We start from the raw sequence: 25,409 nt of genomic DNA on the forward strand, positions 1-25,409 counted from the left end.
GGCGGCGCCGTTTATGCCATCGCTCTTTCCGACAGTCGCGGTTTGATCCCTTCAGCCGCGGTAAGAAACGCCAAGAGCCGCGCATCTTGATCGCGCTGCATCACAAACTGCGCCCCGGCGGGCAGGTCGTTGACCTGCCACAACGGCAGGCTCGCCGCTGTTAGGTCAAGGTAATTGGCCAGCCAGGTGAAACGCGACATCGGCAGTTGGGGTGTTGTCAACTTAACTCGCCAGCCGCGAAGAGATGGCCGGTCTTGGAGCGTCAGATGTTCGCGGCCTCCTTCCAAGCGTCGAAGGCCTCCATTCTGTGATAGCGTGTTGCGTTTGCGGAACGGCGACGGGCGAGTATTGAGAAGCGGTTTCTGGCGGCAGACTGGCAAGTCACAAATCGTTGCAACCCGCCCGGAGAGCGAAACCCTTGCATGCACCGCTCTCGTTTTCGAAACGGCAGATGGCTGTTCTCGGCCCGATTGTTCAGTCCTTTGTGAGGGCGATGTTTAAAGCCGGACGCATTGGCGATTGGCAGAGCTGGTGATTTGCCCGACGCACCGGACCATGCTCCTGGACCGCTGCGCCCCTTCTGTCGCAAGTGCGATGCCGTTTTGACTGGCGGGGGAGGGAAGACAGCAGAGGACCCTTCGAAGGCGGATTTCGCCGGAGGCGTCCTCGATCTCCAAAGCCAGATCAGCCGGATCGTCAGAGTTAACCCAGGCCGTTTTGATCGTCTCGAGTATGCAATTCGCACTCTCTGGGCGCCACTTGATCGCGACGGTGCGGCCCGGCCCGTCCTCGCGCTCTGGTACGATGAACCGGGGTGGAATTGTCCCTACGAGGCCCGCGCGGCCTTCGGTCGGTCTGCGCCTCTTCAGCACCTACCAGTGAGCTGGCGGGCTTTGACGCTGGTGATCTTGCATGATCTCTTTGGAACAGATTTGGTGCCCCGGCGCGGTCCTGCCGGAGGCCGCCCTCGTCCTGTTCCGGCGTGCGGCCCAATTGCCGTGGCTCACGGATGGGCGGGACCTACCGAATGGTAAAGGAAAGCGCACGATTGACGCAGGAGCGGAACGCGTCCACAGATTAAGCAAGAGACCCGTCCGCCGGTTAAATGGAAATTTCCTCGACGAGAGAGGCGATTTCGGTTGAATCCACCCATGAAACTAAAACGACACTACCATGGCTGGGAGGGTATTCCAGAATGTCCGATAATGTAAACTTATTGGACATAACTTTGACCGATAAGATGCGGCGGTTAACGCGCTATTAACTGGAAGTAAGCGCCGCGTAGGTTTAGTCTGTCAGGATGAACCCGGCCGCTAAACTTATTATGAGCGATACCATGAGCCTACAGCTTCTGCCCCGTTGGATCACTCTGCAAAGAGATGAAGACCCTGAAACTGTTGCTTTTTTATCTGGTGCGGCGCTGGCTACGCTAGATGCGGTGTTACGCGACCCAAACGGCACATTGCCCTGTGCCTTGTTGCGGGATCGAATGGCTCTGGATTCTGCTGTGGCTTGCCTAAAGCTCGAGGGTCGCAATGAATCCGGGTCCGATATCCGTGACGCGGTGTGTTTAGCGCGGGCTGGAGATCGGCTGGGACCTGCGGGCGAGATGTTTATGGGGTGGCGTAAGCTGGCGCGGATCAACTTGGGTGTCAGTGGATGGAAGGGGCGGGTGGAGAATGCGCTACCAACAGCGCTGGCCCATGAGGCTGTGTCCATTCTTGGAACTTCATCAGGAACACCGGTGGGACAAGCAAGCGACATCTTAGCAGAGCTGTTGCCCCGGTTCCCACGAGAAGAAGCGGGAGCATTGATGTTGGCGGATGTTGCTTTGGCCCGTGCGGTCGGTTGGGATCGGCCTGTGCCATTATTGGGGGCGCATATGGTGCGCAGGGATATCCGCGCAGTTGCGACTGGGGCGGGTGAACCTAGGCTTTTTGTACATCGTGCGATGGTTGCTGCTTGCGACACTGCCATCCGTTTGGCGGCGGACCTAGACCTGCGCGTTGCCAAGTTGCGGTCCGTTGCGCCAAAACTGCGGGCCAAAGGATCAGACGCTGCGTTGGCTTTGTTCCTGAGCCACGATGCGGTGTCACCGTCAGGCATGTTAAGCCCGATGATCCAGGGCACATTGATGCCGATGACGGATCGCGCAGCGCGCCGTCTGTGTGACCGTTTGGTGGAACTGGGCGTCGTGCGGGAGTTGACCGGGCGCTCCACGTTCCGATTGTACGGGGTATAAGCATGGCCAAGGAAACCTCAGTGTTAGACACTGAATTAGACAACCTGCCCCCGGAATTGCGCTGGCGTGAATGGATGGGCCGGATTGAAGCGGTGATTTTTGCGAGCGCTTCGCCCGTGCCGCGCGGGGATTTGGCGCGCGTTGTGGGGCAGGGGGCCTCGGTTGACCTGTTGATTGAGGATATTCAGACCGATTTAAACGATCGCCCCTATGAGTTGGTCGCCGTAGCAGACGGCTGGTTGATGCGAACGCGGACGCGATTTGCTGATGCCATTCGCGCGGCGGCCGATGTGGGCGACCAGCACCTGGATTTGGACGAATTTGAAGTCGCTGTGCTCGCATCGATTGCCTATCACCAGCCGCTGACGCGGGATGGGTTGAAGGATATTTTTGGCAAAGACATCAGCCGGGATCTGATTGGAAGATTAAGGGCGCAGGAGTTGATCGCCACGGGTCCGCGTAGTCCGAAGGCGGGGGCACCCTATAGCTATGTGACGACGCAGAAGTTCTTGATGGCGTTTGGGATGGAAAGCCTCCGTGATTTGCCCGACCGCGGCGAGCTAGAGGATGCTGGCTTGGCAAGTTGACACACAGAAGCCTATGAGTGTGCAAATGGTGGGGCTTCTAATGAGCAAATGGTGGATGTTCTAATAGACAAATGGTGGGTTCTCTAATAAGCAACCAGTGGTAAGGAACCAGACCCCTCATACGAGGGGCGTTCTGCAAAGCTCGAAAGGGAAGCGCCGGTCCATGAGTGATACAGAAGACTATCTGCCAAGACACCTCATTCCAGAGCTTGAAGACGCGATCGCATCAGCGCGTGTAGTTAACCTCATCGGCCCGAGGCAGGTTGGTAAGACGACACTTGTAAGAGACCTGTTTGGCAATGGCCGTTTTATCACTTTGGATGACGCTGCAGTCTTAGCCGCCATTGAAGCTGACCCAGAAGGGCAGCTCACCAGTCTAATGGAAGACCTGGACCACGCACCGCTTATCATCGATGAGGCTCAGCGGTCTAAAAAGCTGGCTCTGGCAATTAAGAGGGTGGTCGATACCAATCGGCGCAAAGGGCAATTTGTACTTACCGGATCCTCCAATGTATTTACGACCACTGATGTCGCGGACTCTCTCGCAGGCAGGATGCGCACACTCAAGCTCTGGCCCTTGTCAGTTGCGGAAATCAAAAGAGCACCTGTCAGCCGCCTAATGGATTGGGCGATGCAAAAAGACCCGAAGCTGGGACAAGTGGCCGATCCAGAGCCAATCACCCGAAGTGATTACATTGATTTCATTCTGGAAGGTGGGTTTCCCGAAACCAGAACGTTGCCAATCAGATCCCGTCAGCGGCAGTATAGGGACTATATCGACGCGGTCGTTGAGCGCGATGTGGCAGATATCACGCCGGTCCGAAAACCAGATGCGCTGCGTATCCTGATAGACCAAATGGCGACACGGTCGGCTCAAGAAATCAACGCGTCCGAACTTGCCAAACTGACCAAGCTCCAACGCGTTACGGTCGAGCAATATCTGGACATCCTGATACGATTATCGATGCTCACCAAACTGGGTGCCTGGACATCGGGTGAGGGCAAGCGGGAAATCAAGAACCCAAAATATCACTTCGCAGATTTAGGCATCGCTTGCGCCTTGCGTCGCTTCACTGAAGATACCTTTACCATCGACAACAATCCGCAAGCTCTCGGGGGTCTGCTGGAGAGCTTTGTTTTGAACGAACTGCTGAGAGCCGTCCCAATGCAGGATGCTGACTATCGGCTCTATCACTGGCGCAGTGCGGACCAGCGGGAGATTGACATCCTGATCGACGGCGGCAGCCACCTGGTCTGTGTCGAGGTCAAGGCCTCTGCATCGGTCAGCGGTGATGACTTCAAACATCTCAAATGGTTCTCAAAAGACGGGCCTGGAGGCAGCAGGATATGTACTGGGATCGTGCTTTACTTGGGTAAAGAAAAACTCACCTTTGGCGATAGGAACTTTGCTCTCCCGGTGAGCGCCCTTTGGAGCGACATCAATGCCTAGGTTGCCATATGATGTCTCATAAGCCCTGCCTTGGTCTGCTCTCGTCGCGACGTGGGCCAAGAGCGTAGTCATTGAAAAATTATAGAGATTTGCACTTTTACTTTAGCGATAGTGATTGCATCGAAAACCTCGCAAACTAATGTAATCCGTAAGAGGGTTTCGTTAGTGGCATCAATTTTTAACTTCTTTCGAGTTATCTTTTTCTACGCACTTTATTTTTTGATGTGCATGGTTGTCGTAACGGTCGCGTTGCAAAGTTGGCCGCCGGGTTCTCAAGGGGCCATTTCCGCTGCATAGGTATTCCAGAGGTCGAAAGCATCGGCCCGGCGAGCCTTCAATCCGGTTGTTCAAACCCTTGTGTGCGCGATGATCCGCGTTTGGTGCAAGCTCGCGGATAGGCTTGAAATAGCTGCGCAACTTGTCCGTCACGACCACCCGGGGCTCGCCGAACCGGGCGATGAGTCGCTTTAGGAAACGTCGCGCTGCCTTGGCGTTGCGCTGAGGTTGCACGAGAATATCCAGCACATCCCGTTCGCGTCCACTACCCGCCAGAGCCAGTATTTGCGGCCGTTTATAGGGATGGACGACTTCGTCCAGATGCCATTTGTCAGCCGCCGGAGGCCTGTCGCGTTTGATACAGTTTGCGAAATGGCAACCAAAGCGGTTCACCCTTTCCGGACGGTCTCCCGGCTGACCGTCACACCTCGTTCGGCGAGCAAGTCCTCTACGTCAGCCGTGCTGAGGGCGAAGCGATGGTAGACCCAGACCGCATAGGCGACGATCTCGCGTGGGAAGCGGTAACCTTTCAGGCGGGGCATGGTGGATGGCGTGCTCATCGAAAACATTTAGACAGCCACGAGACACCAAACAAGTTGGCAATGCCGTTCAAGGAGTTGCTGCGGACGCCAGCGAGCATTCGGCTGTCAGGGCCGAAGAAAAGCAGCCTTGCGCCTTATTTGATCGGTGCCGGGGCTGCGGTGACTGAAGAATAAACTAAAACGCCACGCTGCATTATACAGCGTGGCGCAAGCAGCCTGTGTCACTCGTGACAAGCCTATATCACTGGCTGTCGTCTACAACCAAGGTGATCTCACCGGAGTTGGCAGAGTTCACGGCGACTACTTGATCAACCGAATACCCTTCGGCTTCCAGCGCGGACATCAACTCTGCATTCGCTTCGATTTCCGTGCGCAGGTCAGCAATGCCTTCTTCCTGCTTGCTCAGGGCATTGTCCAAAGCGCTTGCGTTCTCGGCAGCTTCACCTTTCAGCTCAGATAGCAGTGTAATTGTCGCGTCAGCTTCCGCGTCAAGGCCGGACACAACATCCGCAGATACTTCGGAAGTCTGGAGGCCGGAGATCAGCTGTCCATAGTTCCCCTTCGCAGCTTTGGAATTGCCTTTGTCAGCGGCGGCGGCGTTGCTGTTATCAGACGCATTGGTCGACGCATCTGCACCTACACTGGCTCCTGCACTAACGTCAGCCCCAACACCAGCGTTTCCATCGGTGCTGGCGGATTGAGCGAAAGTGGCTGTGGAAAGTGTCGTCGCCATCAGTGCAGACATCAGAGTTTTCATATTCATTGACATAGTGGTTCCTCCTTCATTCTGCCCATGGGGTTACGGGCAGGGTAAAGCTGAAACTGCGAGCGAAAGACTTGGTTCCGGGAACTTGAAACGGCTGGCGAGATGGCGCCGGAAACCCGGCCATAGCCGAATTTGGTATGAGAACTGCCCGCCTTCATCCAGTTCACCGCACCGGGCTCGATCGCCAGATCTGTCCCGAGGCTGTCGCGGTGATGGATCTGCCCCTCGAAGAGATAGGTTAGCGTAGCGAGACTGATATGCGGATGCGGTCGCACGTCGATGCCCTGATCGGTTAGGAATTCCGCCGGCCCCATTTGGTCGAAGAAGATGAACGGGCCGACCATCTGACGCTTGTCCGAAGGCAGCGCGCGGCGCACCTCCATTTCGCCAATATCGACGGCGCGCGGGACGATCAACGTCTCCACCGCATCGACGCTCTTCGCGTCCCCGGGGATTGGGTCGGGACAGGGGCTCCAGCGGCATTGCCAACTTGTTTGCGGAGCGGTGCTTGGTTAGGCATTGGGTATGAACGGCATTGCCAACTTGTTTTCGGATGATTGAGAAGAGCGAGCCGCTTGGTTTTCAAGCGTTCATTTCCGCTGCATAGGTATTCCAGAGGTTTAAAGCATCAGATCGGGCGTGACGGTACGAAGTAGCGGTGAGACGATAGCGGCGGGGACGAAAGATTGTGTTGATCTGGTCATGAGCCGCCAGAAATCTCTGGGCCTGTCTGGGTGTTTTGAACCGTCCCATGAGTTTCTCTTGCTTTCGGGTCGGCCGATGCGATCCTTCGATCCGGTTGTTCAAGCCCTTGTGCGCACGATGATCCGCGCCCGGCGCAAGGTCACGGATTGGCTTGAAATAGCTGCGCAGTTTGTCCGTGATCACGACGCGAGGTTCACCGAACCGGTCGATCAGCCTTGCCAGGAAACGCCTCGCAGCCTTGGCGTTTCGCTGAGGCTGAACAAGAATATCAAGCACGTCACCGTTCGCATCAACCGCCCGCCAAAGCCAGTACTTTCTTCCATTGATAGGGATGACGACCTCATCCAGATGCCATTTGTCGGCCGCGCTTGGTCTATCGCGCTTGATGCAGTCGGCGAAGTGGCAGCCAAAGCGGCTCACCCATTTTCGTATCGTTTCACGGCTGACCGTAACCCCCGTTCAGCCAAAAGGTCCTCGACATCTGCCGTGCTGAGCGCGAAGCGATAGTAGACCCAGACAGAATATGCGACGATCTCGCGAGGAAAACGATAGCCTTTCAGGCGCGGCATGGACGATGATAAGTTCATACCCAATGCCTAACCAAGCACCGCTCCGCAAACAAGTTGGCAATGCCGCCTCAACACTGCCATGATCTGCGCGTCGCTGTATCGTCCGTTCTTCATCGTAAATCTCCTCAGATATCTTGCCGAGAAAATTCTACTTTTGAACACCGCTAATTTTAGGGGGATTACCCGCTGATGACCCTCGGAGGTTTCAAGGTCGCCTCCTCCCTGAGCGTCTACAATGGACAAGTCTTGGCGATGGGGGACATTACATTTTCTGCTAATGCAGATGGAGTTAAGGGGGCATCGTTCATTTCCTACGGCCAAATTGACGGAACAAGCAACATGGATATGGGGTTTTGCCGGAACTCTGGCATGGAGAATGCGTATCGAGCTCCATACTTCAGAATGGTAAATTAACAAGTTTATCGGGTTGGATATTTCGCTTGCGAAGACCGCGATCTGCGTAGTCAGCGAGCATGGAAATATCGTCCTAAAAGCTGAGGTTGCCAGCGAACCGGAGCCACTGCTTGTGTGGCTTCAAACCTTAGACGGCGGTATTGTCGCCTTGGGCCTTGAGGCTGGCCCCTTATCACAATGGCTTAATCGTGGGCTGACAGACCAACGCAACTTGACCAGTTTCCAACGTAAGCTCAGCTCTCAGCTACAACAACCGGGCGCCCATCTTCGCGCCATTCTGGCAGGCCGCCTTCGAGCCGCCGCGCTTTGAAACCATACCCGCGTAGGGTCGCAACGGCTTGGTGGGCGTAGACGCAGTAAGGCCCGCGGCAATAGGCGACGATCTCGGCATCTGGCGCCAGTGAAGGAAGAATTCCATCTAACTCCGCCAAAGTCACATTGCGCGCCCCCGGAATGTGGCCGGCGGCGTATTCGTCCGAAGGTCTTACATCGAGCACTGTGACCGCCCCCTGCGCGAGGCGGACTGCCAGTTCTGCGCGGTTGATCGGTTCGGGGGCGTCATCTTCGCCAGTGAGGCCGCGAAGGATGCGCTCAACCTGAGCTAGATTCCGCTCTGCGATGATGCGAAGAAGGTCCATCAATTCCAGCGTCTTATTGTCGGATAACTGGTAGATCACGGCCTTTCCTTCACGGCGACTCGTGGCGAGCCCAGCCCTGCGCAGATGCTGGAGGTGCTGAGAACAATTGGCAAAGGCCAGGCCGGTTTTCGCTGCAAGTGCCTCCACGCCGCGCTCGCCCTGTGCGAGTTGCTCAAGGATCGATAGGCGCGCCGGTGCAGCGAGAGCGCGTGCGATCAGTGTGTATTCTTCAAGCAGCGCGGCCTTCGGACTCATTGACATTGCAGACCTCCTGAAGATACCTTTATTCAATCAGTCTGTTGAATGATAGCAGATTTGGTGCGCCAGACAATCCGGAAAGCTTCTTTTCATGTTTGAAACCGTTCTCTCTGCCGAACCCACAATCCGCCTTGCTGCTTTTCTGGGCGTGCTTACGGTTATGGCCCTTTGGGAAGTCGCGGCGCCGCGTCGTCGGCGGGAAGTGCCGCGGGTAATCCGTTGGACGAACAACCTCGCTCTGGTGGCGCTCGATACAATCATCTTGCGGCTTTCATTTCCGATCATAGCGGTTGGCCTTGCCGTCATGGCCGAGGAACGGGGCTGGGGGTTCTTTAATAACTTTGACTCGCCCGTCTGGGTGGCAATTACCGCCTCAATGCTGCTGCTTGATCTGGCGATCTACCTACAACACGTGATGTTCCACGCGGTCCCCGGCCTCTGGCGGCTGCACCGCATGCATCACGCCGATCTCGACTTCGACGCGACAACGGGGTTGCGGTTCCACCCGGTTGAAATCCTCATCTCGATGGGCATCAAGCTCGCGGTGGTCGCCGCCCTCGGCCCGCCCGCCGTGGCAGTGCTGCTGTTTGAGGTGGTTTTGAACGCGACCGCAATGTTCAACCACGCCGATATCAAACTGCCGCGCCCGGTGGATCGGATACTGCGCCTCTTCGTGGTGACCCCTGACATGCACCGTGTTCACCACTCCGTTGACCCACGTGAGACCAACTCGAATTACGGCTTTAACCTGCCGTGGTGGGACCATCTTTTGGGGACCTATGTCGCCCAGCCCGCCAAGGGGCATGAGGGGATGGAGATCGGGATCGAGCAGTTTCGCACGCGCCGGGACCTCTGGCTTGATCGCATGCTGATCCAGCCGGTTCGCGGCCCAGCATCGGGCGGCGCACTCGACCCGAAGGCCACGACGAAAGAGCCTGTCGAATGATCAGAGTTCATCCGTAATCAACTGGGCGCGGAAACGCAGCCGCGCCTACATCCTGCCGCCGCAAAGACCCCTGATGTGTGAGGACCATGCGGCGACGCCCCCCACTGCGGCCCGTCATATTCAGAACTGCGTGCGAGAGACACCCGCGTTATCCGACACGTCAGCGGGCCAAAAGCGCAGAGCCGCTACAATCCCGAGTGCGGCCAAACTACCCAGCAGTATCAGCGCTGGAACCGTACCGAATGCGGTCATGGTCCAACCTGCCAAAGGATAAGTGAGCAGCCAGCAGGCGTGGGATAGCGCAAATTGCGCTGCAAATACAGCAGGCCGGTCTTCTGGCTGGGCCGATCGGCGCAAGAGACGGCCCGATGGGGTCAGAACCGCGGAATTGCCCAGGCCGATGAGCAGCCAAATCGTCAGCAGGAGGGGCCAAGATAAGCCGAAACCTATAATGCCTGCTGCGATCCCAAACAGAGCCGCGACCATCAGCCAAGCCCCTGTCAGCATGACGGGTCTGTCGGGAAATCTGTCCAGCACTATGGGCAGAACCAGCGCCGCGCTCATGCTGCCAGCCCCGAAGGAAAACATCGACCAAGCCAGTGCCGCATCATCAAGCCCCAGTTGCCCCCGCACCAGCACGACCGAGTTCACAAGAACCATTGCGCCCGCCGACGACACCGCGAGGTTCAGCCCCAGCAGCCCGCGCAACCGCGGTGTTGCGAGGTAGATCCGCAACCCCCGCGTGGTGCGATCATAAATTCCGCGCGGGACTGTCGCTTTGGGGCTGGGCAAGACGACTGTCAGCACCAGTAGTGCCGAGGCCCCAAACCCTACGACCGTCCCAAGAAACAGGGTGTTATAGCTCATCACCGTCAGCAACACAGCGGCCAGCGCGGGCGAGATAATATTCTCCAGATCATAGGCTAAGCGGGACAGGGACAGTGCTCTGGTATAGCGCGCCTCATCCGGCAGCACGTCAGGTATGGTTGCCTGAAAGGTCGGCGTAAAGGCGGCTGAGGCTGATTGCAGGAAGAAGATCAGGACATAGATCTGCCAGATCTCGGTTACGAAAGGGAGGGCAAAGGCCACCGCAGCCCGCACCAAGTCCAACGTGACCAAAAGAGCGCGGCGCGGCAGCCGCTCGGCAAAGGCGCCGGCAATGGGCGCGATGGCGACATAGGCCACCATCTTGATCGTGAAGACGGTGCCCAACACCATAGCCGCCCGCTCCCCGGCCAGATCATAGGCCAATAGGCCAAGCGCCATCGTTGCCAAGCCAGTGCCGAGAAGCGCGACAACTTGAGCAAGGAAAAGATGTCGGTAGGTGCGATCCGATAGAACAGCCAGCATAGCGCCCTCAGAGGTAACGGGTGATCGCTTTGAGTTCGGCGCGATCACTCTCAGAGCCATCGACCTCAAGGCAATGATCAATGTGGTCATGGATCAACACGCGTTTGGCGTTGGTCACAGCCTTCTCAACGGCCTGAAGCTGCTGCGCCACGTCGACGCAAGGCTTGCCTGCCTCCAACATCGCAATCACCGCACGTAGATGCCCATCGGCACGTTTCAGCCGGGCGATGAGGGCGGGATGACTTGCATGAATATAGGTATCTGACATACTAAGACCGTATCCCCCTCGGGGGATAGAGCAAGACGGCGAAGAGCGCCGCGTAATTGACGAGAGGGCAGACAGGACAGATGACTTTTCTACGGACAACTGGGCAAGCCGCTTTTGCGATGCTTCTCTGTGTGGCCGTGCTTGTCTGGTCCGTAGTGCCGACCTCTTCCCATGTTCCTGCGGTGTTGGATGTTCTTCAGGAACATGAACAGATGATCGCGGATCACGGGCACTCTCACGGGTTAGAAGAAGACCTTGTTTGGGCCATGCATGGGCACAGTCACGACAGTGCGGACCATGATCATAGCCAAGCCGTCGTGTTTGGCCGCGCCTTGGCCGCGCAACCCGTCGATGTCTACAGGGCCGCTTGGCGGCTCAGTGCCGCTTCTGCAAATACCTCAAGGGTCTACCTGATCGAACGACCGCCGCGCGTGTGACTGGCCGCGCCACTGGCGCTCCCATTCCTCACAAATCACATACGCGGAGTTCAATCCATGAACACAGTCCCACGGGGCTGGACCGATTTTGGCACACGCCGGATCGCGATCCTGTCCCTTGTCACAACCACCTTGCTCATTCAGAGCGCAAGCTATGCCTTGGCGCATAATGTCACGCCCGGGGATGCGGGCTATATTCAGGAAATCTGGGGGTGAACATTATTCCCTTCATGTATCTCGGTGCCAAACACATGGTGACGGGCTACGACCACATTCTGTTTTTGTTCGGCGTCGTCTTCTTCCTCTACAAGATGAAAGACGTCGGCATCTATGTCAGCATTTTTGCTGTGGGGCATTCGACCACGATGCTGGCGGGTGTTTGGTTCGGCTGGGGCATCAACGCCTATATCGTTGATGCCATTATTGGCCTGTCGGTTGTCTATAAGGCGCTCGACAACCTTGGCGCTTATCAACGCTGGTTCGGCGTGCAGCCCAATACCAAGGTTGCAACGCTGATCTTTGGCTTCTTCCACGGCACCGGTCTGGCCACCAAGCTTCTCGACTACGAGATCGCCTCGGACGGCCTTTTGGCCAACCTTCTGGCGTTCAATGTGGGCGTTGAGATGGGCCAGCTGATGGCGCTTGCCGTCATCCTTATCGTCATGGGCTTTTGGCGGAAATCACCCAACTTCTTCCGCCAAGCCTACACCGCAAACGTCATCATGATGGCTATGGGGTTCATCCTCATGGGCCTTCAAATCACCGGCTATTTCGTAGCCGCGTAAGCAAATAGGAGAACCACATGTTCAACGCAGAAAAACCAAGCCTCAACCAATTGCCCACCTCCGCGCAGCTCATCCGCTCCACCGCCATTGCAGCGGCCAGCGCTGTCGCGATCCTCGTGACCGTGGTGCTGCCCGCCGAATACGACATCGACCCCACCGGGATCGGCGGCGTGCTTGGGCTCGCTGAAATGGGCGAGATCAAAAGCCAGCTTGCCGCAGAGGCCGAAGCGGACCGCATCAAAGCGCTGGAAGAGCAGGGCGCGCTTGTGACCCAAGAGCAATCCAGCCTGATGAACGACATCTTCAGCGTCTTCGTCGGGGCCGCCCATGCCGAAGAGGTGCCGTCTAAACCCGTGCAAGAATGGCGCGATGAAATCACGTTCACGCTGGCACCGGGCGAGTCTGCCGAGTGGAAGTTGCTGATGGAAGAAGGCCAAACCGCGCAATACGCTATGTTGGTCGACGGAGGGCGTGTGAACTTTGATCTGCACGGTCATGGGTCGGGCCAATCCGAAACCTATTACAAAGGCCGCGGCTCGACCGGTGAAGAGGGCGAAATCACCGCCGGTTTCGCAGGTGAACACGGCTGGTTCTGGCGCAACCGTGACAAGACCGAAGTGACGGTGACCGTTCAGGTGCGCGGCGAATACGACGAATTCAAAGACGCCAGCTAAACCGCGTGGCTGCCGGTCCTTTCAGAAGGGTCGGCAGCCTATCCGGCGCGGGGCGCAAGAATAATCAACGCTGCGCCAAGAATGCAGAGGCCCGCCCCGGCAGCATCCCAAAGATCAGGCCGCTGCCCTTCTACAGCCCACATCCACACCAGCGATGCCGCGATATAGATGCCACCATAGGCCGCAAAAGCGCGCCCGGCGAACCCGGCTTCGACCAAAGCCAGTAACCCCGCAAACAACGCCAAGCTCAGCAGCCCCGGCACCAGCCACAGCGGCGATGCGCCGCGCCACCACGCCCAGACCGCAAAACACCCGACGATCTCAGCCAATGCCGCAAGCGGATAGAGCAAGGCGGCGGGCATCAGGCGGTGGCCCCGTGATCGGCAAGGCATTCCTCATGGTCGCGCAGCACCTCAAGGATGCGACAGTCGGCCACCCGATCCGCATTGCAGGCACCGATCATGCGTTGCAACTCAACGCGGAGGGCTTCGAGCCGCACAAGGCGTGCCTCGACTTGGCGAAGTTGTTTTTGGGCGATGGCATCGACCTGCGCACAGGACCGGTCGGGCGTATCAGAAAGGTCCAGCAACTCTCGGATCGCCTCCAGCGAGAAGCCGAGCTGGCGGGAATGGCGGATGAAGGAGAGGCGGTCCAATTCGGCATCGCCATACCGCCGTTGGCCGCCTTCGGTTCGGCCGGGTTCATGCATAAGGCCGATCTGCTCGTAATACCGGATCGTCTGCACCTTGGTGCCGGTGCGTTTTGCGAGTGTGCCGATGGCGAGCATGTCTGAGCCTCCTATAACCTATAGTCTCTGTAGGTTGCTCGGTGGTTTGGCGCAAGTGGACGGAGCACGATCCTTCCCATAGGCTTGGCCGAATGGCCCGGCGGACTATGTCGTCGACGGCTGCACATAGCAGATGTTGAGGAAGGATTCCCCCTTGGAGACGATGTCACCATTGATGCTCGGATTTCTCGGCAGTCTGGCTGCGGGGGCTATGACCGCCGTGGGGGCCGTGCCGGTGCTCTTTGGGCGCACCCCGTCGCGGGCAACGCGCGACCTGTCGTTGGGGTTTGCCGCGGGGGTGATGCTGGCGGCGTCTTTCTATTCGCTCATCATCCCGGCACTGGATGCAGCAGGTCTGCGGTATGACAACGAGGCCACGCCTGCCGCGATCGTTTGTGTGGCGATCTTGCTTGGCATGGGGGCCGTGGCCCTCATGAACGAGCTTCTGCCGCATGAACACTTCAAGACGGGCCGAGAGGGGCCAGCGGCGGCATCGCTTCGACGGGTGTGGCTTTTCATCATTGCGATCACGATCCACAATTTCCCCGAAGGTCTGGCCGTTGGTGTGGGCTTCGGCGCGGATGGGCTGTCGGGCGGCATGGCACTGGCGCTCGGTATCGGGTTGCAAAATGCACCCGAAGGGCTCGCAGTTGCGGTGGCGCTCTTAGGCGAAGGTTACTCCAAAGGCCGCGCATGGGGCATTGCGGCCCTCACCGGGATGGTTGAACCAATCGGCGGTCTGCTCGGCGCCGGGATCATCGCACTGTCTGAGCCGTTGTTGCCTTGGGGGCTGGCCTTTGCCGCTGGGGCGATGCTTTACGTCATCAGCCATGAGATCATTCCCGAAACCCATCGCAGCGGGCATCAGAACAAGGCGACGCTCGGTTTGGCGATTGGGCTGGTGCTTATGCTATTTCTTGACGTTTGGCTGGGCTAAAAAAATCTTCGAAAAGCGCTTGAAGCTACAGTTGCTGTAGGTTGTATCTCTGCTCCTGACTGTGAATTGGATTGGAAACAGAGATGGCGGACGGAAACACCGCACAACGGGAATGGCGCGTCACGGGGATGGACTGCGGCGCCTGCGCGGCCAAGGTGCGTGGCGCGGTGGAGCGCTTGCCGGGGGTCGCGGATGTTGATGTCGCGCTGATGTCCGAACGGCTGCGCCTAACGCTGGATGAGGGAGAGACTTCGCCCGAGCGTATCGAGAAAGCCGTGCGGGGCATCGGTTTTGGCATCTCTCCGAAGGGGTCAAAGGCAGAGAGGCCCAAGGGCGGTTTCATCCTGCCGGACGATGCGGTGATCGGTGGGGCAGGGGCCGTGCCTCAGGACTCTGCGCCCGAAGAGACACCAGACCCCGCTTGGTATCAAACTATGAAAGGCCGCTTGGTCCTCGGCAGCGGTGCCTTGCTCGCAGCGGCATGGGCATCGCGGCTTGTCCTGCCGGCTGAGGTTTCGCACTGGGCCTTTGTCATCGCCACGTTGATCGGGTTAATCCCCGTCGCCCGCCGGGCCTTTGCCATGGCGCAGGTGGGCATGCCCTTTACCATCGAAATGCTGATGACCATCGCCGCCAGCGGTGCGCTCGTGATCGGAGAGCCGGAAGAAGCCGCGTTGGTGGTCTTTCTTTTTGCCGTCGGCGAATTGCTGGAGGGTGTCTCTGCTGGGAAGGCACGCAACAGCATCCGTGCGCTGACCAAGCTGGTGCCGAAAACGGCGCGGCTTGAGGTGAGCAACAAGACGCGGGAGGTGGCGGCAGAGGCACTCAGCGTCGGCCAGATTGTGCAGGTGCGCCCTGGGGACCGGGTGCCCTGTGACGGCGAGGTGGTCAGCGGCACTTCGGGCGTCGACGAAAGCCCCGTTACCGGGGAGAGCGTGCCGCGCCTTAAAGAACCGGGCGCGGATGTCTTTGCCGGGTCGATCAACACAGAAGCGCTGCTGCGCGTGCGCGTCACCAAGGCCGCCGCGGACAACACCATCGCCCGCATTGTGCGGCTGGTGGAAGAGGCCGAAAGCGTCCGTGCGCCGACCGAGCGTTTCATTGATCGGTTCAGCCGCGTCTACATGCCTGCCGTGGTCGGCATGGCCGCTCTGGTTGCCGTGGTGCCGCCGCTCGCCTTCGGCGGCGGTTGGGACGAATGGATCTATCGGGCGCTGGCTTTGCTGCTGATCGGCTGCCCCTGCGCGCTGGTGATTTCGGTGCCTGCGTCAATCACCTCAGCACTGTCCGCCGGGGCGCGCAATGGGTTGCTGATGAAGGGCGGCGCGGTGATCGAAGCGGCGGCGCGGGTTACCCATGTGGCCTTTGACAAAACCGGAACGCTGACCCACGGCAAGCCGCGGGTGACCGATGTGCAGGTGCTAATGGGAAATGAAGCTGACCTTCTGGCCCTTGCCGCAGGGGTTGAGAACGGCTCGAGCCACCCGCTTGGGCAAGCCATTTGCGGCGCGGCTAAAACAGGCGGGATCGATCCTGCCGCCGCGACACAGTCCCGCGCCTTGGCTGGCAAAGGCGCTCAGGCGGTGATCGCAGGAGCAACCATCTGCGTCGGCTCCCCCGTTTGGCCGCTGAGCGCGGGGCGCTCTCAGAGACTTTGCGCGCCCAAGTCGAAACACTCGAAACGCAGGGTAAAACCGTGGTGATCGTGCTGCGCGACGACGTGGCCCAAGGACTAATCGCCCTGCGCGATGAACCCCGCGCCGATGCGGCAGAGGCTGTGGCGCAGTTGAGCGCCTTGGGCATTTCATCGGTAATGCTCACCGGGGACAATCGGCGCACAGCTTCGGCCATCGCAGAGGGCTTGGCATCGACCACCGGGCCGAGCTGATGCCAGAGGATAAGGTCGCGGCCATTCAAAACCTCACGGCAGAGGCGAGGGTCATGATGATCGGCGACGGCATCAACGACGCCCCGGCATTGGCTGCGGCCCATGTGGGCGTTGCAATGGGGTCCGGCACCGATGTAGCGCTCGAGACCGCCGATGCCGCCATCCTGCGTGATCGGGTGACAGACGTGCCCGGCCAGATCCGCCTTGCCCGCGCAGCGATGGGCAATATCCGGCAGAACATCGCTATCGCCCTTGGGCTGAAGGCCGTGTTCCTTGTCACCACAATATTTGGGATCACCGGCCTCTGGATCGCGATCTTGGCGGATACTGGCGCGACTGTTTTGGTGACGCTCAACGCCCTGCGGCTGCTGTTTTTCCGGCCAACCACCGCTGAGCGGTTGGCCGAACCCCGCCGCCGCCCTACAACCCATGGAACAAATGAAACGACAGGTTGAACCTTTGGAAGGACTTTCTATGACCCTCACACGACGCAGCCTGCTGGCCTGTTCCGCCAGCTTTGCCGCCGCCGCACCATTCGCGGCATGGGCCGAAGAAAAACCCGCCATCCACGTGATGAAAGATCCCAACTGCGGCTGCTGTTCGGCGTGGATCGAGATTCTGGAGAACGAGGGTTTTGCCGTGAGGACGGAACGCAGCTTGGGAACGCTCTTGATCAAATACAAGCAGGACAACGGCATCCCGCAAAGTATGGCCTCCTGCCACACTGGAAAGATCGAGGGCTATATGATCGAAGGTCACGTCCCACCCGCCGACATCCGTAAACTGCTGGCCGAGCGCCCAGATGCCATCGGTCTCGCCGTGCCGGGGATGCCCTATGGCTCGCCGGGGATGGGACCGGAGAACGAACGCGATGCATATGACGTCTATCTGATTGCCCATGATGGCAGCAGCGAGGTCTTCACAAGCTACGAGGCAGCCTAAAACGCAGCGGATTGGGCCTCAAACCGGTAGGAAGCACACATGGCACATGATCACGCCCATATTGACCCCGAAAGCGGGGACCGCAGAGTATCACTGGCCATCTGGGCGAATGCGCTTCTCACGGTGGCGCAGATCGTGGGCGGTGTCTTTGCAGGGTCGCTCGCCCTTATCGCCGACGCGCTGCACAACTTTTCGGACATGGCCTCATTGGTCATTGCCTTTGTCGCCCGCAAGGTCGCACGGCGCCCGGCAGATGCGCGGATGACCTTTGGCTATGGCCGGATTGAAATCGTTGCCGCCTTGATCAACTACACCACGCTTATTCTTGTCGGGGTTTATCTGATCTACGAGGGCGGAATGCGCATGATTGATCCGCCTCAGGTGGCGGGTTGGACTGTAGTCATTCTGGGCGCCGTCGCTCTTGTGGTCGATACGCTGACGGCGCTGCTGACCTATTCGATGCAGAAGGGCAGCGTGAATATCAGAGCATTGTTCTTGCATAACCTGTCAGACGCGCTGGCCTCGGTCGCGGTGATTATCGGCGGCACGCTCATCATCCTTTACGATCTGCGTTGGGTTGATCCGGCGATCACCATCGGTATCGCGCTTTATATCCTCTATCTGGCACTTACTGAAATCGGCGGCCCGATCCGTATGCTGATGTTGGGCAGCCCGCCTGACATGGATGCGGGCGCTGTGGTGGAGGCAATGGCCAAGGTCGACGGCGTCAGGGACGTGCACCATGTTCATCTTTGGCAGATGCAAGAGCATGAGGTGGCGCTTGATTGCCATGTCGTGTTGGAGGGGCAAGATTGGACGGACCTTGATGCTGTGAAGCAGGCTGTCAAGAAAATGCTCGCAGATGACTTTGGCATCACCCATTCAAGCCTTGAGTTTGAAACCTCTGCGAATGCCCATCAGGATGCCGCGTTGTTTGGGCATGAGGGCGGCCCGGCGCGCGCTGGCAACGACGCTGAGCACAGCGATGGGGCGTCGCACGACTGCTGAGGCTCAACGCGATGCGCTGTGTCTTGCCGATCTGCGGGCCTGCGACGGATCGCTCACCTCACTTTCTGGTGAGGGGATCGACAGCACCGCATCGGGTTCCTATATCTCAGCTATGCGCATCCTGCTTCGCCTTGCCACATTCTGCCTCTCGCTCGTTCTTTTGACGGGCGTATTGGCGCATGATTTGGCGGCGGCGAACATGTCCTTGCATATGTCAGGTGTCATTTCATCCGCGACGATGGAAGAGGACGATACCTGTACAGCTTGTTTGCAAGAAGATCAGGGTGAGGTGGTGTGTGACATTGATTGCACGGCACCCCTCTTGCTGAACTCGCAGATGCTTCAGTCGCAACCCGAGAGCGTGCAGCGTTTCTTCGCGCCTGTGCCGGGTGATCTTGGCCTCGCTGGGGTCAACCTCGGGTCCGACCCGAACCCGCCGCGAACCACCTCCCTAAGTTGACCGGCCGCACCGAAGGGTGACGGCCCAGTCTCGCGACGCTTGATGCCTTTTGGCAACGGCGCGTTCGACCTTATCCGTCACTTTCGGGAACAACCTTTATGTCTATTTATCCACCGCGCGATATATCGCGCAGGCGTGTGCTGTCCGGCGGGCTTGCGGCAGTTGGTTCTGCGCTGATCCTACCTCATGTCTCCCTCGCAACGACAACGGGGGCGGCGGTCCGCGCCCTTCATTATGACGGCGATGCACTTGTTGTGGCTTCAAAGCGCAAGCTTTGGCGCGTGTCCGCCCCAAGCGACATCCAGCATGTGTCGTTGGAGCGATTAATCACCGCGATCACCAGCCATCCAGAGACTCCGGGCACTTTGTTCGCGGCAGTTGATCCTGTCGGCCTTATGCGCAGCCGGGATGGGGGGCGCACATGGGCAGACGCCAGCACGGGCTTGCCTGCAACCCGCGTCACCGCGCTCACCCAGGCCGCGCTTGAGCCAGATATGCTCTATGCCGCCCTTGCGGGCGACGGGCTTTGGCGCAGCCAAGACGCGGGCGAAAGCTGGGAATTCGTCATGGACCGGCCCTATCTCGATGGGGCCGAACGTGAGGTGTTAACGCTCGTCTCGGTGGGCAATCCGACTGGCATGGGCGGCATCTGGCTCTATGCCGGGACCGACGCCGGGCTGACCCGCGTGCCGGATTGCTTTTGCCGCTGGCAGGATGTGACCGCGGGCGACGCGATGGATGCGCTGGCTGCGGGCAAAACGCCGCCGCCTGCCAAACCTCTGCCCGAGGGCCAGCCGATCACTCATCTGGCACTCTCCCCCAAAGCGCCTGAACGGCTCTACGCTGGCTTGGCGACTGGCCTTTGGGCCTCGCCCGACGCGGGTGTGAATTGGACGCGCGCAGCGGCGGGAAAGATCGACGCACTGGCTGTCGATCCTGCCGACCCTCAGCATCTTGCCACCCTTCGCGACGGCACCCTTTCGGTCAGCCGCGATGGTGGCCTGACCTTTGATCCCCTCAACATCCCTCAAGGAGACCAGACATGAACAGTAGATACACCCTCGGCGCGGCCGCTGCCCTGACCGCCGCCGGAATCATCGGTTTCGCCACCTTTGGTATGGCTGAAAGCGACAAAACGGCACCCGCCGACACCGTAGCCAGCACCGTCCCGGCAGATCGCCAAATGACCATCTGGCGCGACCCGTCCTGTGGCTGCTGCGATGCCTATGCCGATTATGCCGAAGAGAACGGCTATCACGTCATCCGCATTGACGACCGGGATTTTGACAAACGCTCGGTTGAGGTCGGCGTGCCGGAGCAGGGGCTGGGGTGCCACCTTGCAGAGGTCGATGGCTACTACGTCAGCGGTCTGGTGCCTGTTGAGATTATCCAGCGCCTGACATCCGAGCGCCCCGAGATCACCGGCATCACGCTGCCCGGTATGCCCCAGAACGCGCCCGGCATGGCAGGTAAGAGCGGCACGCTCAAGACCTATGCTTTCGGCAAGGACGGCGTGGCCGTCTATTCGAATGAATGAGGTTGAAATGATGGAAATGATGAACGGGCCGATGTCCGTCGCAATGATGATTGGCTGTGGTTTGTTGTTCCTCTTGATGCTGGCGGTGCTGGTGCTGGGTGTGCTGGCATTGATCAAATACCTGCGGCGGCCCGCATGAACCGGATGGTTATGAGCGCCACTATCGGCATTGCAGGGGCGGCGGCAGTCGCTGTCTGGGCCGGGGGAAAGGAGGACAGCCCCCGGTGCTCGCCGTGCTTGGCATGCCTGTGGATGCGGAGATGATAGATAAGGGTGCTCAACTCTATGCGGAGAACTGCGCCTCCTGCCACGGTGCAGACCTCGAGGGCCAACCGGACTGGCGCAGGCGGCTTGACAATGGCCGCATGCCCGCGCCGCCGCATGATGAAACGGGCCATACGTGGCACCATGCCGATCAGCAGCTTTTCGACACTACCAAGAACGGGCTGGCCTCGGTCGTGCCCGGTTATGAAAGCGACATGCCGGTGTTTGACGGCATTTTAAGTGATGCCGAGATCGCGGCGATCCTCGGCTATATCAAGAACACTTGGCCCGAGCGGGAACGGGACTATCAAGCCGAGATTACCTCCAGGAGCGAGGAGGGATCATGAGCCGTATAGAGCGAAATGTCCGCAAGCCGCGATGGTCAGTGTTGATCGCCGCACTTCCTGTGACGGTCTTCGCGGCAATCGCAGCGGCCTTCCTGTGGGGGCTTTTCAACAATGAAGACAGCCTTCCCAGCACAATGATCGACCGGGACATCCCGGAGTTCGATCTGCCCCCCATCGACGGACGCGAGAACGGCTTGTCTGCGGCTGATCTGCGTGGCGAAGTTTCACTGGTAAACGTCTGGGCTTCTTGGTGCGTGCCATGCCGGGTTGAGATGCCGCTGCTGGTGGAACTGGCCCAAACTAAAAGCGTGCCGATCCACGGTATCAACCTCAAGGACAAGCCCGCTGCCGCCCGAAGATTCCTCGCTGAGCTTGGCGACCCCTATGACCGGATCGGCGCCGACAACTCTGGCCGGACCTCGATCGACTGGGGCGTCTATGGCGTGCCGGAAACCTTTGTTATCGATGCCGAAGGGCGCATCGCTTACAAACATGTCGGTCCATTTGACCGTCAGTCTCTGGAGAACGACATTCTTCCACTGGTGCGTCGTCTGCAACAGGAGCAGGGGGCGTGAAGCGGCGCGGTTTCCTGGGCGGGGCACTGGCGCTTGGAGCCACGCCTGCCGCGGCGCGGACCCTGATGGCGGAGCATCCAAAGCCTCTGCCAATGCTGTCGCCGTCCATCACGGATGGAGCAGGACGGAGCCTGACTTTGGCGGACTTTCGTGGCCGGACGCTTTTGCTCAACATCTGGGCGACATGGTGCGCGCCCTGCCGCCATGAGATGCCGACCCTCGACAGGTTGCAAGCGCGGTTGGGCGGGGCGGAGTTTCACGTTCTCGCGCTCTCAATCGACAAGGGCGGGTTCGACGCTGTGCGCGCCTTCTATGCAGAGATCGGCATCACGCATCTCGACCTTTATCTGGCAGACCAGTTGCGGGGGATGATGGCCTTTGGCGTTGTCGGCCTGCCCACGACGCTGCTGGTTAACCCCCAAGGCCGCGAGGTTGCCCGCAAGGTCGGCCCCGCCGCGTGGGACAGCCCGGCGGCCATTTCCCAAATCCAACGCGTCATCACAGAAGGATGAACCCGACAGTGACCCAACTCTCAAAAGCAAACCGGCCCTCATTCGCGATCCCTATGCCCGCGCGGCGCCAAACCCTCATGCTGACGGGCTTTGCCGCCATTGGCGGGGGCGCCGCGCTGAATTGGGAATGGCTGACCGCCGTAGGGGCTGCGCCCTTGCTCCTCAGCCTCGCCCCTTGTGCCGCCATGTGCGCTTTGGGGCTGTGCATGCGCGGCAGCTCAAGCTGCGCCAAAAACGATCCGGTGGCAAGATCGGACACCTCGACAGACTAAACCTCAATCGAAAGGAACTAACATGACCTATACAGTGAAACTTACCACCGCAGCTCTGACCGGTTTGCTGCTTGTCGCCACTATCGCTCGGGCGCAGGAGGCTAAACCCGAGGCCGGGGATATGCCGATGGCCGATGGCCAGCACATGCAAGGCGACATGGCTGACATGAAGGGCATGGAAGGCATGGAAGGGATGATGCCCATGATGAAGATGATGGCCGAGATGGGGCCGATGATGGAGACCTGCAACGAGATGATGCAGTCCATGAAAGAGCACATGGAAACGCCCCATACCGAAGATCAAAAAGGCTGACGCCCTTGGTTCGCTCGTCCAGGGGGCGGGCGAACCACCAGTGAAAGACATACTATGACCAAGATCACCACGACCCATCGTCGGCTTCGCATAATCCTATGGGCCACAGCAATTGCCGCTGCCGTTGTCGTTGCAGGTTTCGCGGTTATGCGCCCCGGCCATATCCCCTCGCATCAGGCCGTCTATCGCGGCGATGCGGATATTCGTTCCGAGTTCACGTTAATTAACCACGACGGCCAGACTGTCACGCAGGACGATTACAAAGGTCGCTGGCAGCTTGTATTCTTCGGCTTCACCCATTGCCCCGACATCTGCCCAACCACGTTGGCCTATATGGGCAGCGTGCTCGACTTGCTTGGACCTGACGCAGATCAGGTCGCCCCGCTGTTTGTGACTTTGGACCCAGAACGCGACACACCCGAGGTTCTCAAAGACTATGTTGCGAACTTCCATCCCCAGTTGATCGGGCTGACGGGGAACAAAGCGCAGGTGGCTGCGACTGCGGATGCCTTCAAGGTCTACCATGAGAAACTCTCGGACGAGGACGCGGCTGACGGCTACGCCATGGCTCACGCGGGTCACATTTACCTGATGGCCCCTGACGGTCGGTTCGATGCTGTCTTTCTCGAAAGCGCGCAGCCGGCCGAAGAAATGGCTGAACAAATTTCTATGCGGATCGCGAAAGAGAAGAGAAACCAATGACACTGAAATTCCCATCGCGACCCCGCCTCGTGTCGCAGGCCGCGCGCATATGTGCCGTGATCCTGCTGACTGTTACGCCCGCTTTTGCGAACCACCCCGGGGAGAATCTGAACCAAGCGATGGTGGGTAAGGAAGCCGCGTTTGAACCCATTGCGGCGCGAGAGGTGCCGGAGGTGGAATGGGCGGAGCCAGATGGGGCCACGGGGTCTCTGGGCGCGATGAGGGGCAAGATCACGGTGCTTAGTTTTGCCCCTGATACTTGCGGCAGCCCCTGTGATGCGCAGCAGGAACAACTTGCTAAGACGCTCTCCGCGCTTAATGCCAGCGCGATGCGCGAGATGGTCGTCTTTGTTACCCTGCGCGATACGGCCTCTGCTCCCCCGGCAGAGCAGAACTGGACGTCTGCCCAGTTGTTCGACGCCGACCGCCTTGGGGGCACGGTGAATGCCTTCGCCTCTGTAAGTGTCCGGAACGAAGAAGCCCCGATGGTGCATTTGCTCAACCGTGAGGGCGCGCAGGTTGGCATATTTCACGGCGCAGACTTTAAGCCGACGAACCTCGTGCTTTACATCAACGGGCTGACGCATCTGCGGCCCCATGCCGAACCCGGTTTTTGGCAACGCATAACGGGATGGTTTCAATGACAAGCCAAAGTTTGGACACGCCGCATTGGCTCCCCGCCCTGCGCCGCTTTGCGTTGTTCACGCTGTTGGGGCACCTTCTTTGGGAGGTTGCCCATATTCCGCTCTACACGATTTGGGTTGAGGGCACATGGGGCGAGATCGTCTTTGCCGTGGTCCATTGCACCGGAGGCGATCTACTGATCGCCATGAGCAGCCTTCTGCTCGCACTGTTTCTCTTTGGCACAGGCACATGGCCGCAGGCGCGGGTCTATCCCGTTTTTGGCGCGATGCTTGCGATCGGATTTGGCTACACGGTCTTTAGCGAATGGCTAAATATTGAGGTCCGCGAGGCTTGGGCCTACCGCGAGATCATGCCAGTCATCCCGTTCATCGACGCGGGCCTAACGCCGATGCTGCAATGGCTCATCGTGCCTTTCGCAGCTTACTTCGGTGCGCTCAGGCGCTTATCAAAGGGGAAGGGGGCGCCGGGTGCTTGATGTCTCCTCTCTCGGGGTGATTGCCGCCTTCCTGGCCGGGACGATCTCCTTTGTCTCACCCTGTGTCTTGCCACTGGTGCCGGGCTACGTCTCCTATATCGCCGGGCGCACTGGTGCCACGGGCGCGGAGCGCGGTCAGAGCCAAGCGGTCTGGCTAAGCTTCTGCTTCGTGCTGGGCTTCTCAACGATCTTTATGGCGCTCGGTGCGTCGGCCACAGCATTGGGGCAGGCGCTCTTGCGCTGGCGGTTGGAGTTGAACCTGATCGGGGGCGGGGTTGTGATCCTCTTTGGGTTGTTCATGCTGGGGGCCGCGCGCATTCAAACAATGGAGCGTGACCTGCGGTTCAACCTCGACCTTCCCGGCGGGCAGCCGGTGGCGGCCTACGTACTGGGCCTTGCCTTCGGCTTTGGTTGGACCCCCTGTATCGGACCGATCCTTGGCGCGATCCTGACGGCCAGTGCAGCAAGCGCCACAATATCAGAAGGCGTCTGGCTGTTGGGGGTCTATTCGGCAGGTCTTGGCGTGCCGTTTCTGATCGTGGCCGCTTTTACCGATCAGGTTGCAGCGCGCTTGCGGACGCTTGGTGCGGTCGGACGGCGTCTGCATCAAGTGGCGGGCGCGGTCATGGTCCTCATGGGAATCGGGATGATGACGGGTCAGCTTAGCGCTTTTTCTTGGTGGCTATTGGAAACCTTCCCAATCCTGGGCGCAATCGGGTGAAGCTAAGTCGGAACCTTCCAGCGGAGGAGGTTGGTTGAGACTGTATAGCCTCGTTTCTGAGGTGTGCAGTAAGGAGAAAAGCGATGATGGACGGTGATATGATGGGCGGTGGCATGA

General features: G+C 59.1%; 32 protein-coding genes and 6 pseudogenes. 27 read left to right on the forward strand and 11 right to left on the reverse strand.

The window, feature by feature from the left end:
• Window positions 1-11 precede the first annotated feature (11 nt).
• Entirely contained in the window at window positions 12-221 is a 210-nt protein-coding gene (locus tag ACFQAU_RS21760) for a hypothetical protein (RefSeq protein ID WP_132446336.1), read from the reverse strand.
• A 41-nt stretch (window positions 222-262) separates the two neighbouring features.
• Window positions 263-496: pseudogene (locus tag ACFQAU_RS22145) on the reverse strand (IS6 family transposase); the annotation flags it as partial.
• 840 nt (window positions 497-1,336) lie between these two features.
• Here ACFQAU_RS22145 and ACFQAU_RS21770 point away from each other — a divergent pair.
• From ACFQAU_RS21770 to ACFQAU_RS21780, 3 genes are all read left to right on the forward strand, one after another.
• The gene (locus ACFQAU_RS21770) at window positions 1,337-2,242 is read left to right on the forward strand and encodes a DUF1403 family protein (protein ID WP_240791666.1); all 906 of its coding nucleotides are present in this window, start codon (window positions 1,337-1,339) and stop codon (window positions 2,240-2,242) included.
• A gap of 2 nt (window positions 2,243-2,244) precedes the next feature.
• Complete coding sequence (gene scpB / locus ACFQAU_RS21775) at window positions 2,245-2,829, forward strand: SMC-Scp complex subunit ScpB (protein ID WP_132446332.1); 585 nt, start codon at window positions 2,245-2,247, stop codon at window positions 2,827-2,829.
• Window positions 2,830-2,992: 163 nt separating this feature from the next.
• Window positions 2,993-4,279, forward strand: coding sequence for an ATP-binding protein (locus tag ACFQAU_RS21780; protein ID WP_132446330.1), 1,287 nt, complete (start codon window positions 2,993-2,995; stop codon window positions 4,277-4,279).
• Between the two features lie 171 nt (window positions 4,280-4,450).
• On the opposite strand, the gene ACFQAU_RS21785 is transcribed toward ACFQAU_RS21780, so the two are convergent.
• Window positions 4,451-4,948 (reverse strand): DDE-type integrase/transposase/recombinase, encoded by a 498-nt coding sequence (locus ACFQAU_RS21785; protein ID WP_386285321.1) that lies wholly within the window; start codon window positions 4,946-4,948, stop codon window positions 4,451-4,453.
• 83 nt (window positions 4,949-5,031) lie between these two features.
• Between ACFQAU_RS21785 and ACFQAU_RS21790 the strand changes: the two genes are divergently transcribed.
• Entirely contained in the window at window positions 5,032-5,271 is a 240-nt protein-coding gene (locus ACFQAU_RS21790) for a hypothetical protein (RefSeq protein WP_165935606.1), read from the forward strand.
• Window positions 5,272-5,338: 67 nt separating this feature from the next.
• On the opposite strand, the gene ACFQAU_RS21795 is transcribed toward ACFQAU_RS21790, so the two are convergent.
• From ACFQAU_RS21795 to ACFQAU_RS21805, 3 genes and pseudogenes are all read right to left on the reverse strand, one after another.
• On the reverse strand, window positions 5,339-5,866 hold the full coding sequence (locus tag ACFQAU_RS21795; RefSeq protein WP_132446328.1) for a nicotinate phosphoribosyltransferase: 528 nt from the start codon (window positions 5,864-5,866) through the stop codon (window positions 5,339-5,341).
• A gap of 131 nt (window positions 5,867-5,997) precedes the next feature.
• Window positions 5,998-6,318 (reverse strand): annotated as a pseudogene (locus ACFQAU_RS21800) (pirin family protein); the annotation flags it as partial.
• A 127-nt stretch (window positions 6,319-6,445) separates the two neighbouring features.
• Window positions 6,446-7,155 (reverse strand): annotated as a pseudogene (locus ACFQAU_RS21805) (IS6 family transposase).
• 168 nt (window positions 7,156-7,323) lie between these two features.
• On the opposite strand from ACFQAU_RS21805, the gene ACFQAU_RS22150 reads away from it, so the two are divergent.
• Together ACFQAU_RS22150 and ACFQAU_RS22155 are read left to right on the forward strand one after the other, a co-directional pair.
• Window positions 7,324-7,551 (forward strand): hypothetical protein, encoded by a 228-nt coding sequence (locus ACFQAU_RS22150; protein ID WP_465320864.1) that lies wholly within the window; start codon window positions 7,324-7,326, stop codon window positions 7,549-7,551.
• Window positions 7,547-7,753 (forward strand): annotated as a pseudogene (locus ACFQAU_RS22155) (IS110 family transposase); the annotation flags it as partial. The gene ACFQAU_RS22150 and the pseudogene ACFQAU_RS22155, both read left to right, overlap by 5 nt.
• 31 nt (window positions 7,754-7,784) lie before the next feature.
• On the opposite strand, the gene ACFQAU_RS21810 reads toward ACFQAU_RS22155, so the two are convergent.
• On the reverse strand, window positions 7,785-8,480 hold the full coding sequence (locus tag ACFQAU_RS21810) for an ArsR/SmtB family transcription factor (protein WP_386285327.1): 696 nt from the start codon (window positions 8,478-8,480) through the stop codon (window positions 7,785-7,787).
• A gap of 58 nt (window positions 8,481-8,538) precedes the next feature.
• Between ACFQAU_RS21810 and ACFQAU_RS21815 the strand changes: the two genes are divergently transcribed.
• Window positions 8,539-9,393 carry a sterol desaturase family protein gene (locus ACFQAU_RS21815; protein WP_132446322.1) on the forward strand — a complete coding sequence of 285 codons (855 nt, stop codon included), beginning with the start codon at window positions 8,539-8,541 and terminating at the stop codon, window positions 9,391-9,393.
• A 120-nt stretch (window positions 9,394-9,513) separates the two neighbouring features.
• On the opposite strand, the gene ACFQAU_RS21820 is transcribed toward ACFQAU_RS21815, so the two are convergent.
• Window positions 9,514-10,743, reverse strand: coding sequence for an MFS transporter (locus ACFQAU_RS21820; protein ID WP_132446320.1), 1,230 nt, complete (start codon window positions 10,741-10,743; stop codon window positions 9,514-9,516).
• A gap of 7 nt (window positions 10,744-10,750) precedes the next feature.
• Window positions 10,751-11,011: a metal-sensing transcriptional repressor gene (locus ACFQAU_RS21825; protein ID WP_132446318.1), complete on the reverse strand. Its 261-nt coding sequence runs from the start codon at window positions 11,009-11,011 to the stop codon at window positions 10,751-10,753.
• Window positions 11,012-11,091: 80 nt separating this feature from the next.
• On the opposite strand from ACFQAU_RS21825, the gene ACFQAU_RS21830 reads away from it, so the two are divergent.
• From ACFQAU_RS21830 to ACFQAU_RS21840, 3 genes and pseudogenes are all read left to right on the forward strand, one after another.
• Entirely contained in the window at window positions 11,092-11,448 is a 357-nt protein-coding gene (locus ACFQAU_RS21830; protein WP_132446316.1) for a hypothetical protein, read from the forward strand.
• 57 nt (window positions 11,449-11,505) lie between these two features.
• Window positions 11,506-12,233: pseudogene (locus ACFQAU_RS21835) on the forward strand (HupE/UreJ family protein).
• Between the two features lie 17 nt (window positions 12,234-12,250).
• Window positions 12,251-12,907 (forward strand): transmembrane anchor protein, encoded by a 657-nt coding sequence (locus ACFQAU_RS21840; protein WP_132446312.1) that lies wholly within the window; start codon window positions 12,251-12,253, stop codon window positions 12,905-12,907.
• Window positions 12,908-12,945: 38 nt separating this feature from the next.
• On the opposite strand, the gene ACFQAU_RS21845 is transcribed toward ACFQAU_RS21840, so the two are convergent.
• Window positions 12,946-13,269, reverse strand: a complete 324-nt coding sequence (locus ACFQAU_RS21845) for a YnfA family protein (protein ID WP_132446310.1) — start codon at window positions 13,267-13,269, stop codon at window positions 12,946-12,948.
• Window positions 13,269-13,694: a MerR family transcriptional regulator gene (locus ACFQAU_RS21850; protein ID WP_132446308.1), complete on the reverse strand. Its 426-nt coding sequence runs from the start codon at window positions 13,692-13,694 to the stop codon at window positions 13,269-13,271. Before ACFQAU_RS21850 ends, ACFQAU_RS21845 begins: the two co-directional genes overlap by 1 nt.
• Window positions 13,695-13,848: 154 nt before the next feature.
• Here ACFQAU_RS21850 and ACFQAU_RS21855 point away from each other — a divergent pair, with 154 nt between their 5' ends.
• From ACFQAU_RS21855 to ACFQAU_RS21935, 17 genes and pseudogenes are all read left to right on the forward strand, one after another.
• Window positions 13,849-14,631, forward strand: a complete 783-nt coding sequence (locus ACFQAU_RS21855; RefSeq protein WP_132446306.1) for a ZIP family metal transporter — start codon at window positions 13,849-13,851, stop codon at window positions 14,629-14,631.
• A gap of 83 nt (window positions 14,632-14,714) precedes the next feature.
• Window positions 14,715-16,974 (forward strand): annotated as a pseudogene (locus tag ACFQAU_RS21860) (heavy metal translocating P-type ATPase).
• Window positions 16,975-16,993: 19 nt separating this feature from the next.
• Window positions 16,994-17,461, forward strand: a complete 468-nt coding sequence (locus tag ACFQAU_RS21865; RefSeq protein WP_132446304.1) for a DUF411 domain-containing protein — start codon at window positions 16,994-16,996, stop codon at window positions 17,459-17,461.
• A gap of 39 nt (window positions 17,462-17,500) precedes the next feature.
• The gene (locus ACFQAU_RS21870; RefSeq protein WP_132446302.1) at window positions 17,501-18,469 is read left to right on the forward strand and encodes a cation diffusion facilitator family transporter; all 969 of its coding nucleotides are present in this window, start codon (window positions 17,501-17,503) and stop codon (window positions 18,467-18,469) included.
• Window positions 18,447-18,929, forward strand: a complete 483-nt coding sequence (locus ACFQAU_RS21875; protein WP_240791664.1) for a hypothetical protein — start codon at window positions 18,447-18,449, stop codon at window positions 18,927-18,929. Before ACFQAU_RS21870 ends, ACFQAU_RS21875 begins: the two co-directional genes overlap by 23 nt.
• Before the next feature lie 98 nt (window positions 18,930-19,027).
• A complete protein-coding gene (locus tag ACFQAU_RS21880) occupies window positions 19,028-19,975 on the forward strand; it encodes a beta propeller repeat protein (protein ID WP_240791663.1) in 948 nt (315 codons plus the stop codon).
• Window positions 19,972-20,466, forward strand: a complete 495-nt coding sequence (locus ACFQAU_RS21885) for a DUF411 domain-containing protein (RefSeq protein ID WP_132446300.1) — start codon at window positions 19,972-19,974, stop codon at window positions 20,464-20,466. Before ACFQAU_RS21880 ends, ACFQAU_RS21885 begins: the two co-directional genes overlap by 4 nt.
• A 7-nt stretch (window positions 20,467-20,473) precedes the next feature.
• Window positions 20,474-20,605 carry a hypothetical protein gene (locus ACFQAU_RS21890; protein ID WP_276321499.1) on the forward strand — a complete coding sequence of 44 codons (132 nt, stop codon included), beginning with the start codon at window positions 20,474-20,476 and terminating at the stop codon, window positions 20,603-20,605.
• 85 nt (window positions 20,606-20,690) lie between these two features.
• Entirely contained in the window at window positions 20,691-21,077 is a 387-nt protein-coding gene (locus ACFQAU_RS21895; RefSeq protein WP_386285144.1) for a c-type cytochrome, read from the forward strand.
• Window positions 21,074-21,652, forward strand: a complete 579-nt coding sequence (locus tag ACFQAU_RS21900) for a DsbE family thiol:disulfide interchange protein (protein WP_132446296.1) — start codon at window positions 21,074-21,076, stop codon at window positions 21,650-21,652. The genes ACFQAU_RS21895 and ACFQAU_RS21900 overlap by 4 nt, the downstream gene beginning before the upstream one ends.
• A complete protein-coding gene (locus tag ACFQAU_RS21905) occupies window positions 21,649-22,164 on the forward strand; it encodes a TlpA family protein disulfide reductase (RefSeq protein ID WP_132446294.1) in 516 nt (171 codons plus the stop codon). The genes ACFQAU_RS21900 and ACFQAU_RS21905 overlap by 4 nt, the downstream gene beginning before the upstream one ends.
• Before the next feature lie 8 nt (window positions 22,165-22,172).
• A complete protein-coding gene (locus ACFQAU_RS21910) occupies window positions 22,173-22,436 on the forward strand; it encodes a hypothetical protein (protein WP_132446292.1) in 264 nt (87 codons plus the stop codon).
• Between the two features lie 22 nt (window positions 22,437-22,458).
• Window positions 22,459-22,749 carry a hypothetical protein gene (locus ACFQAU_RS21915; protein ID WP_132446290.1) on the forward strand — a complete coding sequence of 97 codons (291 nt, stop codon included), beginning with the start codon at window positions 22,459-22,461 and terminating at the stop codon, window positions 22,747-22,749.
• Window positions 22,750-22,803: 54 nt separating this feature from the next.
• Entirely contained in the window at window positions 22,804-23,451 is a 648-nt protein-coding gene (locus ACFQAU_RS21920; RefSeq protein WP_132446288.1) for an SCO family protein, read from the forward strand.
• On the forward strand, window positions 23,448-24,095 hold the full coding sequence (locus ACFQAU_RS21925; RefSeq protein ID WP_132446286.1) for a thioredoxin domain-containing protein: 648 nt from the start codon (window positions 23,448-23,450) through the stop codon (window positions 24,093-24,095). Before ACFQAU_RS21920 ends, ACFQAU_RS21925 begins: the two co-directional genes overlap by 4 nt.
• Window positions 24,092-24,571, forward strand: coding sequence for a hypothetical protein (locus ACFQAU_RS21930; RefSeq protein ID WP_132446284.1), 480 nt, complete (start codon window positions 24,092-24,094; stop codon window positions 24,569-24,571). Before ACFQAU_RS21925 ends, ACFQAU_RS21930 begins: the two co-directional genes overlap by 4 nt.
• Window positions 24,564-25,292: a cytochrome c biogenesis CcdA family protein gene (locus ACFQAU_RS21935; protein ID WP_132446282.1), complete on the forward strand. Its 729-nt coding sequence runs from the start codon at window positions 24,564-24,566 to the stop codon at window positions 25,290-25,292. The genes ACFQAU_RS21930 and ACFQAU_RS21935 overlap by 8 nt, the downstream gene beginning before the upstream one ends.
• Window positions 25,293-25,409: the final 117 nt, after the last annotated feature.

Source organism: Sulfitobacter profundi, assembly GCF_042661425.1.
Classification (GTDB): domain Bacteria; phylum Pseudomonadota; class Alphaproteobacteria; order Rhodobacterales; family Rhodobacteraceae; genus Sulfitobacter; species Sulfitobacter profundi.

What these genes read in the sequence shown, in the direction of transcription:
- ACFQAU_RS21770 (WP_240791666.1), top strand. Translation starts at nt 1,337, where the DNA reads ATGAGCCTACAGCTTCTGCCCCGTTGGATCACTCTGCAAAGAGATGAA.
- scpB (WP_132446332.1), top strand. Translation starts at nt 2,245, where the DNA reads ATGGCCAAGGAAACCTCAGTGTTAGACACTGAATTAGACAACCTGCCC.
- ACFQAU_RS21780 (WP_132446330.1), top strand. Translation starts at nt 2,993, where the DNA reads ATGAGTGATACAGAAGACTATCTGCCAAGACACCTCATTCCAGAGCTT.
- ACFQAU_RS21790 (WP_165935606.1), top strand. Translation starts at nt 5,032, where the DNA reads ATGGTAGACCCAGACCGCATAGGCGACGATCTCGCGTGGGAAGCGGTA.
- ACFQAU_RS21795 (WP_132446328.1), bottom strand. Translation starts at nt 5,866, where the DNA reads ATGTCAATGAATATGAAAACTCTGATGTCTGCACTGATGGCGACGACA.
- ACFQAU_RS21815 (WP_132446322.1), top strand. Translation starts at nt 8,539, where the DNA reads ATGTTTGAAACCGTTCTCTCTGCCGAACCCACAATCCGCCTTGCTGCT.
- ACFQAU_RS21820 (WP_132446320.1), bottom strand. Translation starts at nt 10,743, where the DNA reads ATGCTGGCTGTTCTATCGGATCGCACCTACCGACATCTTTTCCTTGCT.
- ACFQAU_RS21825 (WP_132446318.1), bottom strand. Translation starts at nt 11,011, where the DNA reads ATGTCAGATACCTATATTCATGCAAGTCATCCCGCCCTCATCGCCCGG.
- ACFQAU_RS21830 (WP_132446316.1), top strand. Translation starts at nt 11,092, where the DNA reads ATGACTTTTCTACGGACAACTGGGCAAGCCGCTTTTGCGATGCTTCTC.
- ACFQAU_RS21840 (WP_132446312.1), top strand. Translation starts at nt 12,251, where the DNA reads ATGTTCAACGCAGAAAAACCAAGCCTCAACCAATTGCCCACCTCCGCG.
- ACFQAU_RS21845 (WP_132446310.1), bottom strand. Translation starts at nt 13,269, where the DNA reads ATGCCCGCCGCCTTGCTCTATCCGCTTGCGGCATTGGCTGAGATCGTC.
- ACFQAU_RS21850 (WP_132446308.1), bottom strand. Translation starts at nt 13,694, where the DNA reads ATGCTCGCCATCGGCACACTCGCAAAACGCACCGGCACCAAGGTGCAG.
- ACFQAU_RS21865 (WP_132446304.1), top strand. Translation starts at nt 16,994, where the DNA reads ATGACCCTCACACGACGCAGCCTGCTGGCCTGTTCCGCCAGCTTTGCC.
- ACFQAU_RS21870 (WP_132446302.1), top strand. Translation starts at nt 17,501, where the DNA reads ATGGCACATGATCACGCCCATATTGACCCCGAAAGCGGGGACCGCAGA.
- ACFQAU_RS21875 (WP_240791664.1), top strand. Translation starts at nt 18,447, where the DNA reads ATGGGGCGTCGCACGACTGCTGAGGCTCAACGCGATGCGCTGTGTCTT.
- ACFQAU_RS21880 (WP_240791663.1), top strand. Translation starts at nt 19,028, where the DNA reads ATGTCTATTTATCCACCGCGCGATATATCGCGCAGGCGTGTGCTGTCC.
- ACFQAU_RS21885 (WP_132446300.1), top strand. Translation starts at nt 19,972, where the DNA reads ATGAACAGTAGATACACCCTCGGCGCGGCCGCTGCCCTGACCGCCGCC.
- ACFQAU_RS21890 (WP_276321499.1), top strand. Translation starts at nt 20,474, where the DNA reads ATGATGGAAATGATGAACGGGCCGATGTCCGTCGCAATGATGATTGGC.
- ACFQAU_RS21900 (WP_132446296.1), top strand. Translation starts at nt 21,074, where the DNA reads ATGAGCCGTATAGAGCGAAATGTCCGCAAGCCGCGATGGTCAGTGTTG.
- ACFQAU_RS21915 (WP_132446290.1), top strand. Translation starts at nt 22,459, where the DNA reads ATGACCTATACAGTGAAACTTACCACCGCAGCTCTGACCGGTTTGCTG.
- ACFQAU_RS21920 (WP_132446288.1), top strand. Translation starts at nt 22,804, where the DNA reads ATGACCAAGATCACCACGACCCATCGTCGGCTTCGCATAATCCTATGG.
- ACFQAU_RS21925 (WP_132446286.1), top strand. Translation starts at nt 23,448, where the DNA reads ATGACACTGAAATTCCCATCGCGACCCCGCCTCGTGTCGCAGGCCGCG.
- ACFQAU_RS21930 (WP_132446284.1), top strand. Translation starts at nt 24,092, where the DNA reads ATGACAAGCCAAAGTTTGGACACGCCGCATTGGCTCCCCGCCCTGCGC.